This window comes from Halorubrum vacuolatum, from assembly GCF_900188065.1.
Lineage (GTDB): Archaea > Halobacteriota > Halobacteria > Halobacteriales > Haloferacaceae > Halorubrum > Halorubrum vacuolatum.
This window is the reverse complement of the sequence record NZ_FZNQ01000038.1, coordinates 1-10,429: the sequence shown is the minus strand read 5'-3', so window position 1 is coordinate 10,429 and position 10,429 is coordinate 1. Positions and strand designations below refer to the sequence as shown.

The 10,429-nt window shown below is 45.9% G+C and carries 9 protein-coding genes; 3 read left to right on the top strand and 6 right to left on the bottom strand.

Annotated elements, in window-relative coordinates; all coding sequences use genetic code 11:
- Positions 1-290: 290 nt before the first annotated feature.
- Both CHB65_RS16130 and CHB65_RS17570 read right to left on the bottom strand, forming a co-directional pair.
- Complete coding sequence (locus tag CHB65_RS16130) at positions 291-698, bottom strand: hypothetical protein (protein ID WP_089386040.1); 408 nt, start codon at positions 696-698, stop codon at positions 291-293.
- 37 nt (positions 699-735) lie between these two features.
- Positions 736-885: a hypothetical protein gene (locus CHB65_RS17570; RefSeq protein ID WP_179213707.1), complete on the bottom strand. Its 150-nt coding sequence runs from the start codon at positions 883-885 to the stop codon at positions 736-738.
- 159 nt (positions 886-1,044) lie between these two features.
- On the opposite strand from CHB65_RS17570, the gene CHB65_RS17145 reads away from it, so the two are divergent.
- Positions 1,045-2,298 carry a hypothetical protein gene (locus tag CHB65_RS17145; RefSeq protein ID WP_143420470.1) on the top strand — a complete coding sequence of 418 codons (1,254 nt, stop codon included), beginning with the start codon at positions 1,045-1,047 and terminating at the stop codon, positions 2,296-2,298.
- 101 nt (positions 2,299-2,399) lie between these two features.
- Positions 2,400-2,591, top strand: coding sequence for a hypothetical protein (locus CHB65_RS16125; protein WP_089386039.1), 192 nt, complete (start codon positions 2,400-2,402; stop codon positions 2,589-2,591).
- A gap of 73 nt (positions 2,592-2,664) precedes the next feature.
- On the opposite strand, the gene CHB65_RS16120 is transcribed toward CHB65_RS16125, so the two are convergent.
- Positions 2,665-3,891 carry a tyrosine-type recombinase/integrase gene (locus CHB65_RS16120; protein ID WP_089386038.1) on the bottom strand — a complete coding sequence of 409 codons (1,227 nt, stop codon included), beginning with the start codon at positions 3,889-3,891 and terminating at the stop codon, positions 2,665-2,667.
- A 339-nt stretch (positions 3,892-4,230) separates the two neighbouring features.
- Here CHB65_RS16120 and CHB65_RS16115 point away from each other — a divergent pair, with 339 nt between their 5' ends.
- The gene (locus CHB65_RS16115; protein ID WP_089386037.1) at positions 4,231-6,810 is read left to right on the top strand and encodes a GmrSD restriction endonuclease domain-containing protein; all 2,580 of its coding nucleotides are present in this window, start codon (positions 4,231-4,233) and stop codon (positions 6,808-6,810) included.
- A 38-nt stretch (positions 6,811-6,848) separates the two neighbouring features.
- Here the strand turns inward: CHB65_RS16115 and CHB65_RS16110 are convergent, their stop codons facing one another.
- From CHB65_RS16110 to CHB65_RS16100, 3 genes are all read right to left on the bottom strand, one after another.
- Positions 6,849-8,789, bottom strand: a complete 1,941-nt coding sequence (locus CHB65_RS16110) for an ATP-binding protein (RefSeq protein ID WP_245810011.1) — start codon at positions 8,787-8,789, stop codon at positions 6,849-6,851.
- A 96-nt stretch (positions 8,790-8,885) separates the two neighbouring features.
- On the bottom strand, positions 8,886-9,431 hold the full coding sequence (locus CHB65_RS16105) for a TATA-box-binding protein (RefSeq protein ID WP_089386036.1): 546 nt from the start codon (positions 9,429-9,431) through the stop codon (positions 8,886-8,888).
- A gap of 76 nt (positions 9,432-9,507) precedes the next feature.
- The gene (locus tag CHB65_RS16100; RefSeq protein WP_179213706.1) at positions 9,508-10,323 is read right to left on the bottom strand and encodes a restriction endonuclease subunit S; all 816 of its coding nucleotides are present in this window, start codon (positions 10,321-10,323) and stop codon (positions 9,508-9,510) included.
- Positions 10,324-10,429 lie beyond the last annotated feature (106 nt).

Sequence of the window (10,429 nt, the reverse complement as noted above, 5' to 3'; positions counted from 1 at the left end):
TTCATCATCTCCAGTGTCATCTGTAGTTGTTTCTTCATCAGTCGAGTATTCGTCGGTAGTGCCGCCGTTTTCTGCGTCTCCACACCCTGCTAGGCTTGATATTCCTGCTGTTGCTCCTAGTCCTCCAAGGCCTTTCAAAAATTGTCTTTTATCTACTTTCTCCCTGTTCATGCTTGATTAGGTAATGTTAGCGGGCCTAACTATTTTATTCCATAGGTGGGTTACGAATTGTGCTAACTAACCGGCCAACATCGTCAGAGAATAGAGTGCGTAAATTGTTTTATGAACTCCTAGAGGTTCTCAAGAACATCAAGGATATCGTCTAAATCTGCGTCCTGTAGTTCCTTCTCGATCTCCTCTCGCTGTAGTTCTAATTCTTTGGTGTCCAGCCACTGTTTTCTCTCCAACTCTCGTAGTTCCGCGTAGAACTGTTCGATCCGTTGCTTCAACTCATCTTTATCTTGGCCGATACCTGTGCGGTACAGCTCTTCTAACTGCTTAACGTACCAGTTAAGCTTCGACTCCAATTCGGTTACAGCGTTTTCGTGGATTTTCTCACGTTCCTCAAGCAGTTTGTCCACTCTATCAAGCTTCCTCTCTATCTGCTCCTTTTCCCGCTTCTGCGACCGTTCTAGAAACTCCTGGACGTCAAAGCCTGTGTCGAAGGCCTGGATCTCGCCGTAATCGAAGTACTCCACAAAAGAATAATTGGGAGAAGGACAGGGAAGCCAGTTGTCAGTCGCCTTGTTGCGTATAGTCCGACCGGTATTCTCTTGCCTTCTCCCTATACAAACCGGGTAACTCCTCGATCTCCTCTTTACTCCACGAACTCACTTTTTCAAGTAGTTCTTCTGCCTCAAAGACCTCACTGGAAGCAATTCTCATATTATGAAGAATGATCAATCTAACCATCTATACCTACTGGTACACTCTATTTCAGTAGCCACAACTTAGCAGTAAAGAACATCTATAATTGAAATTAAAAAATACGCAAAAAGTAACAAGTGATAAAAGAATAATAGATACTACCCTTACATAGCGATAATGAAGTATCGTAAGATAGGCCGTAGACAATATGCGAAAGTAATTCTAGCTGGAGGAGCAGTTGCAGGTTTAACAGGATTTGCTGGATGTACAGATGACACAACCGATGAAGGATCGACTGGAGACACTATACCGGAAATAGATTACAGTGTTTCAGTCCAAGGCTCTGACACAGACGACTTCCTAGAAGACGAATACACTCCACATCAGGATGAAAGAATAGAGTTCGAAATAGATATTAACAGAGTACTTGAGGGCGGAGAAAACACAGATTTAGGGCCTGATACTTTAGAAATAACCAATGCTTACGCGGTAAGAGACCACGAAGAATACAGTAAAGAATTCTTTGAAGAGAACGATATACTTTATGAAAATATTACAGATGAACTGGAGTTTGATGAAGAACACAACTTGGTACGAATGAGTAGCGAGGTAATAATCCCTGGGCAAACAGAGATAGGCCTAGACATTAAAGTAACTAACGAGGACCACAACCAGGAATACACTACATCACTGACAGACACTACCTATATGGAGCCATCTAACATTGAAGAGATACATTTACAGGATACCGAATTATGGAGAGACTTACGAGACGACTTCATAAAAGAAAGATTAAAAAACGCTGGTAACCCAGGAGATGACTTCTACTTCTACGATGCAGCCCAGAAAATAGAAGAAGAACTGGACCTAGAAGGAAAAGAACCTGAAAGAAAATATGAACTAATAGCAAGGGAATGGATAAATCACGCGAGAGACATAACTCAAGGAGCTTCAGTTTCAGGTCAGGCAGATTTCCTAGATATGACAATTGAATACTTATTCGACGACAAACACGGATTCACTTTAGCAGACTTATTTCACAATACTTCTCTGGTCTATAATGAGGAGGAAGACAAGATTTACCATGTGGAAAACGCTCTTCGAGGAGAAACAATGTTTCCGCCCGGTGAAGCAGCTCAACCTCTAGAGAATAAAGGGCATAATCCGCTTTATACTACTGAGGATAACTTGACGGAGGCTGAAATTACTGTTTATTATGCTGGTAGACTTGATTTAGATTTAATTGACCAATTTGATGCTTCTGAAGAGTTCCTTGTTAGTAGTATGGGTGAGATCCGTGAAGGTGTGGACTGGGCGGATACCCAAGAATTTATCCAACAGTTCGGACTTACCGCACATTTATCCCCTTCCCAACAGTTTAAAATTCAAGGAAAAGTCGATGAACCAGAACTCAAACTGAACAACCCATAAAAAACCAAAAACGGATTTAATTTTCAATAACAGGCCTCTCGTCAGGGGTGTCAACCTTAGGGTACAGTAATTTTACGGTAATATAGATCAGACGTGTATCTATGCCTCCTGATGGATATACGAGCGTCACTATTTCAGACGAGACAGCTGCCAAACTGGCCGAAATTATGGGTGAGCAAGATCTGGATAGCATTGCTGAAGCGATCGACTATGCAGCTGATGCTACACGAGATCCAGAAGCGCTCTCAGAGGTCGAATTAGCACGTCTTCTCCATCACAAACTCGCAGACTGAGTGTGGTTACAGTAAGCTTACTGTAATCTTCTCTGCTAAGGTTGACACCCTTGTGCCAACTTTCCAATCATCCCTACAGCTGCTCCAACTTATCCAAAACACCTCTCTCCTCAAGCTCCGATAACCGCTCCAAGACAGCTTGCTTCTCCTTCTTCTCTGACTGCTGCTTCAAGGATAAAGGCCTTCCACAAGTCCGGCACTCACTATGCTGCGACTCGTTCTCCGTACTACAGAACGGGCACTGAACCGTTTTCTCTTCATCCTCGCCTGTGTTGAGGCCGTACTGTTCCCGGATCGCCTTATTGACGTCATCGTTGTTGAGATGGACGTAGACCTTAGCACGGTCACTTCCCGGCTTCCAACCGGCGAACTTGTTTAACTGCTCATAACCCATGAAAGTCGCAACCTCCGTCAACCGAGTATGCCGCAGATTATACGGCCTATCCTTGTTTTTCGGAATATCCGCTTTCCGACAGGCCTTCTTGAACATCTTATAGAAATTCCTGTACTGTAATCGATCCCTAAGATCCGGCTCATAATTACAGTGGTCGCCGTGTTGTTGCGGAATATTCCCGCAGTGAATACACTCCTGCTGGCCAGTTTTCACCCACAACGGAGCACTAGGATCCTTAATATCACCTAGCTCACCGCCCAACGGATGCTGCATCAACCACTCACGAACAACTCTGCCCGATCTCACCAACTGATTCGTTCTATCTGGCGTGCCTTTCAAACCTTCCAAATAAATAAAATCACCTTTACCATCTGAACTAAAATCGCCGATATTACGGGCTAAAAGCTCTCCAGGCCTTGCTGCTGATTCGTACATCACCATCGTAAACGCCCGATCTCTGACACTGGAAAAGCTGCGGAACAACCGTTTCAACTCATCGTCTGTAAACAAGTCTTCCCGACTGATCGAGGAGCTCTCTTTCCCGACTTTGAAGAACTGAGTTTTATCGGGCTGTTCATGGCCTCCATTCTCGATCCGGTAGAACTTCTTCACCGCTGTTTTGAACTTGACCTTGGTTGAGTCTGCGTAGTCGCTCCTGTTGACAGCAGCTAACAGCCTTTTTAGCTCGGATTCTTTTGCTCCTCGCATCCTGAATTCGTCTGGAGCAAATTTCAGTAGCAGCGTTTTCCAGGACCAGAGCAACCGATCTTGTTGTACTTCACTTATTCCTTCTGCGGCGCAGTGGTCGATAAAGTCGTGGAGTGATTGGATGTTTTCAGGTTCGATTGTAGTCTCGGTTAGTTTGTGGAGACTACGGTCTACGTCGATGTATTTTGTTGTGGACATAATTCATTTTTCACAGTTTCAGATAGAAGGAGGAGCGGGAAAGACACGGTTTCTGTTGCCCTGAATCACCAAGGTTCGATTGGGTAACCACTGAACCCTTAGTAAAGTGGCAGGACCCGCCGACAAATCAGCGGTTCAACGCCTTTCCTCTACGTGCTTTTCGCCTCTCCTTCCTTCGTTTGATTTTTCAAGTGAAGATTGGTCTAGAATTTTTAAATAACTTCTCTGGATAGGAATTCAGATACGAACTTTGATCTGGACATTCCTCTTGGCTTGTTCCTCTTGCGTATTGCTGGTCCAAAGAATAAAATAAGTAATCTCCGAGTTACTGTTCATACAATGGACATCACGATCCCTGAAGAGGGAAACATTGCGAATGACGATCTCAGCTATGCGGAACTAATCAAGAGTATTGATGAAGGAAGCATTCACATCCCAGAGTTCCAGCGAGAGTTTGTCTGGAACGAGCAGAAGATTCTAGATCTCCTCGACAGTATTTACAAGAAGTATCCGATTGGCAGCCTGATTTTTTGGGTTACCAACGAGGACTTCACCTACTCTGCTCCTATTGGGGACAACGAATCTAGCTCCTCAAACCTCAAGTATCGATTCTTCGTGGTAGACGGCCAGCAAAGGCTGAAAAGTCTCTACTACGCTGCCAAAAGTGATGAGTTGGAGATGCAGGGTGGAGAGAAAGAGATAGACGTCGTCTTCGACCTAGAAGAAGAGGAATTCATTCTGGAAGAAGACATTCGAGACCGGAAAAAGAGTATGTACTCTGTCCCCGGCGTCAAGGCCGAGGATATGCTGATACAGGTCCTTGAAGGAGTAAAGAACTCTTCCCTCGAAGAAGTACAAGAGAACCTAGATCTTGGAGAAAACCCATTAGACAAATTCCTCAGCAGCTTAGCAGACATTAATATTCTTTCAGAGACCGAAGGCGGTTACGAACTAACGCCGGATGGTGAACACGCATTAGAGAACCGCGATTACCAATTCGTCGCTAACAATCTCGTCAACCAGGCCAAATTCATCAAGGAAACACTTGAACTGATCAAAGAGAACCCCGGCGTTACTCGCAACGAAGCCAAGCCGGACTTCCAAGAGATCTACGGAGGCTCTACCACTACAGCCTACCAACAGTTTGCCCGACGCTGCCGCTGGCTGCGTACACTACAACTAATCAGGAAAGAAGACGGCGGATACTACATCACAGACTCGGGAGAGACCACTCTCGAAGAAATCAGGACGATCGAGGAAGAAATACAGTCACGGTTCATTCCGTTAGAACGGATTCTTGTAGATGAGGGTGAACTGGATTTAGAATACTTGACTCAGTTCCCTGAAGAGCGTCGAACAAAACTGAACCATCTCAGGAAGGTCTTCCACGACTACGACTTCTCAATTATACTTACTAACAAGGCTGACTGGGAAGCGGTATGTGACATCTTCGAACGAATCAACACCAAGGGCCAAACCCTGACTGTCGTCGATCTCATGATCGCCAAGACCTGGAGCGGACAAGAATTCAATCTACGGGACGAATTAGCTGAATTCAAAGACGAAATCGGAGAAGACCTCCCAGATATAACCATACTACAAGCCGTTTCTCTCAACATCGCCGGACGGTGTCGACGACAGGATATTCTTGGACTGGATAGTGAGGCTGTCAAAGAAGAGTGGGAAGACGTCATTGAGTCGATCAAGAAATCCATCGACTTCCTCGATAACAACCTCAGCCTCCCAACTCTGGATCTGCTCCCATATCCTGCTCAGATCGTACCTCTCAGCCGATTCTTCTACCAAATGGAGAACAAGGAGCCGAGCCAGGAGCAGAAGCAGAAGTTGATTCGCTGGTTCTGGAAATCCGCAATCTCCAACCGTTTCGACTCTGCCGTTGCCAGCAAACTAGAGGAGGACGGGCAATCGATGGAGGAGATCGTTACAGAGGAGCCTGTCGAGTTCCAGTACAGCTACATCCGTAGAACTGTCGACGACATCATCAACCAGAACTACTCCCTTAGAAACGCGTTTGTCAAAACCATAATCTGCCTATTCGCCAGTGAAAACCCAGTTAACCCTGTGAACAACGCTCCGGTCTCACACGACAACTTCTCCAAATACAAACAGACGGAGATGCACCACATCTTCCCACGCAACTATCTCCGGACCCAGGGCGTTGAGGACGAGATGATCAACAGTATAGCGAATATTATGTTCCTCCCAGCAAACATCAACAAATCCTCAGACTTCAGCGATTCACCAAAGGAGTATTTGAGCGAGATCAACAATCCTCAGCTCGAAGACGCGCTGGAAACCCACTTAATCCCGAATCTGGATGAATCGGGCTTGATGAACAACGACTACGACCGGTTCCTGAACTACAGAGCTCAACAGATATTGAATAAGTTGGAAGAAGTAACCGGGGAAGAAGACATAACTGGTGGTGCTGGAACACTTTCACCAGAAACACCGTTCACCAACGAAATGAATATGCGAGAGCTTGTCCGTAAATCAGACTCCTACGTCTACTGGTTTGACAAGTACTTCACCCGGAAGGGGCTGGAATACATCATTCAAGAGATAGACGTCGACGATGTTGACGAAGTCCGTATCCTCACCGGAACCGCTCAAACCGACCACAACCTCAGAGGAGACTTTGAGAGATTCAAAGAAGAACTCGAAGAGAAAGGAATCAAGGCTGAGATGCGGGTCATTTCAGGAGAAACAGCAGGCGAAATCCACGATCGATGGCTAATCTCCGAAAACCACGCCTACAATATTCCCTCCATCAACACGATTGGACGGGGTCAGTACGCTGAAATCACAAAGGCAGCCTCCCGACCACCATTCGAAGACTGGTGGATCAAAGGTGACAACATACTCGAAGACTGGAACGAAGTACAGAAAGTAATCTAACAACCCTATATTCCGATACTCCGAAACCGCCGAACTACCTATACTGGGAGATTTTCCGGGTCGCTGAAGTCCCGAACTAGGCGAAATGCCACGCGATCCGTGTCTAGGCCTTCTTCATTCATTCTCTTCTTTAATCCATCGAGGACTTCCTTGTTGCGGGCGGCGATCCAGACTGTGAAGCTGGTATCAAGGTGTTTCTTGATGTGGTCAATTTCTCTTGGGTTGTCTCCCATTGCAACCTCGACGACTAATTCGTTGTTTCCCATGTTGACGTAGACATCGGCATCGAATTTCTCTAGGAATGCGTGCCAACCCGCTTCTTCGAATGCATCTTTGATCCGGTGTTGCCAGTAGCGGTGAACCACTCCTCCACGACCCCTGTGTTTCAACTCCAACTCTAAACTGTTTTCAGCGTATTCACGGCCCTTATCCGTCAACTCCAACAATTTCTTTCGATCACCGGTTTTCACCTGCCGCTCGAACAGGATTCCCTTGTCGACGAGCTCGTCTTTCGCTTTGTTACCCTTGTACCGGCTGGAGAACAAGTCGTATCTCTGGGTTAAGGCTTTGAACGGGTTTTCGATTACATCTTTGAGTAGGCAGTCGGCTTCCTTGGTGAGCTCGACTTCTTTCTCTGGGTCTTCCAGTATCTCTGGTTCCTCGACCTTTTCGGTGCGGCCGGGAGCGATCTTGTCTCTGAATCTCCTAGTGGTTTCTCGTTCCGTATAATCTAGTTCGGCCCATTCCTTAGCCATCCTGTTCTCGATCTCTTCATCGCTCAAATCTTTCTCCAACTCATAGTCATCGAGTTTAACCGGGACTGGTCCACGGTTACCGGCCCGGACAACTGCCTCGCCCACACCAAGCTCTGAGGCAAACCTCATTTGCCGCCTAGACAGATCCATTGAACCCGCGACCGCGTCAAACTGCTTCCGGTCACCCACAGTCAACAAGACTTTCGTGTGCGTGTTGGCCTTGATCGAATCCGTCAACTTGGAAGCTTCCTGATCACCCACCACTAATCCCTCACCGAACTCCCGCATCTTCGCCGTCAACACATCAATCTCCGGAATACCCGAAGCATCCTGACGCTCCTTATACACCGAGAAAACCTGCTTGCCCTCATCCAAGAAAAACAAATGATTCAGGCCTTTTCCACGATGGTCTTGCGCCAGTCTATACTCGTAGACGTATGCGAACAAGGCCTCCATGAGCAAGTTCTGGACGTCCCGGCTCAAACCGTCAAACTCAAACACCACATCCCTTTGAAGAAGCTCTTCGATGCTGTAGCCCTGGCTGCAATCAAAAACAGAACCAGCTATGAGATTCAATGCTTCCAACCGATTCAACAACCTGTCCCGGTAATCAGCGGACGCACGAGCATAATTTATCCCATCACTTCTAACCAAGATCTCCAACTCATGAAGACTAGGAAACGGCCCCGAAACCTGGTCGAAAAGGCCATACAACCGGTATAACTCGATCAGCTTCTTCAGCAAATAATTCTTCGAACCACTGAGCAACGCCGTAGAGTAACCGAAAATCTCTGAAAACACTTGAGCCCAACGACGAGGCGAAACACCACTTGGAGGCCTCAACGGATTAAACTTGAACTCACTCCACGGCAACACCAACAAATCATCTCTCTGGATGAGATGGCGATAATCCTGCTTCAAATCAAAAAACCAGGAAGGCCTACCAACCTGACTATACAGATTATAGAACAACGTCGTCTTACCACTACCCGACTGACCCACAGCGAGTAGATGCTTCGCCAAATCATCCTCTGAAAGACTGAAGGCCTGACCCTGGAACGTCTCCCCCAGTTCCACGTGCCCTGACAAATGTACTGAATCGAAAGGATACTCCGCACTCTCAACAGCCTTACTCAATACCGCTTTCCTAACTGAACTCTGAACACGATCATTACCAGATAACCCAGCGGCTAAAACCAGCTTCCGAACCTCCTCATCACTCAACAAATCATTCCGCTCCGCAAAATCAATTAGATTCCTACCCTCTCGACTCACGGAACACAGATTCCGCACGATGGGGTAAAATACAGCTCCAAGGCCTCAATTCAGTTGAAGCCTCGATAACTTCTCCTCCAGAAAAGAAGCTACAGCCTCCGCCTCCTCTAAATCACTACTACCAGTGATCACAGCTTTACCAGTCGAAAAAATCAGGGCCACACACTCAAAATCCGGGTTCCGATAAATCAGGCCCGGGAACTGCTCCGGCTCATATTCAGTCTGTTCTAAACCCAGCCCAATCGCTAAGGCATTCAACTTTAAATCACTGCTGAGAACAGTAGTACAGACCAAGTTCTGAACACTGAACCATTCCAGATCATCTTCGAGAATAATACCAGGCCCTGTCAGAACATCCACTAACTCCTCTCTCACATCATACAACTCATCGATAGAATCCGCACCAGTAACGATGAATTTACCAGTTCTGTAAATCGTTGCCAACGGAGAATCTTCAGAAAGCCGGACATACATTCCTGGGTACTTCTCTTCGTCAAACTCAGCTAAAGAACCAAGATCCTCAGCAACAACAGAAAGATCAAACTCTCTGTCAAAAGAACCCGAACCAACAACATTCACTAACTCAACCATCTACAGAGAACAAATGAGGCCTCTTTCAATAACTTTGCCTGATAGCTATATCGTAAAAGCGAGGCCGTGGAAACCCTTAGTGGTATTCGCCTAAGCTCTGTTGACCCTCCCCGTCAAAACTAGAGTCCTGTTTCTCACGTATTTCTTGATCAGTAGAACCTAATTCGTCAGATTCGCTCATTGCTCCAAAATCGACAAGATTCCCTTTAAACGCCTCAGCAAGAACAGACTTAGGAAGATCCTCAGTTATCTTTTTTCTTTTAGAGTCAAAATCTTTCTCCAATAACTCTTCTATATCAGAGATTTTCTCTAAGATTTCTTCCTGAACTTCTAGTGGAGGAAGTGGAATTTTAGTCTCCTTAATCGTAGTCTGATTAATATTATCTTGTCCTCCACCTCTACCTTTTCCTACAAGTTCTCTTTTTTTGGCTTTAATGCAGAACTGAAGAAATTCAGGGATGATTTTTTCCTCATTTACTAGAACACCGCAAATAGCCTGATTTGTAGTCATTTCTTTCTCTAAGATTGCGGTTTTACCCCGAGTTGCACCGTACATTGCGATTAAAACAGTTTTAGGTTCCATCAACTTCGCTGAGCCCGAACTGAGGCCCTCTTCTGTCAGTCCCTCCTCAGAAGTCGAGAGATAGCCTTCATTAAGTTCTCCGGATTTTAACCACGGAATATCTCCTCCCCAATAATCGTCATTACTACGCTTTGGAGTTCCGCCATTCTTTATTTCCTCACTGATTTCTTCGACTTCTACTAAATCATACTGGTTGGCTAAGCCATCAAATAGGCTCTTGTAAGTTGATTTTCCAAGAGTTTCTTTGATTTCTTCGGCCTGTTCTTGTGCATCTTGAATCTCTCCAATACTCTCGAAGATACTATCCAACTTATCTACAATCGGTACTTCCCGAACGAGCCGAGAGAGTGCTGTCTGAACGCTACAAAATAGTCACTTTCTGTATGATTAGACGATCAATCTCAGCTACTACCGC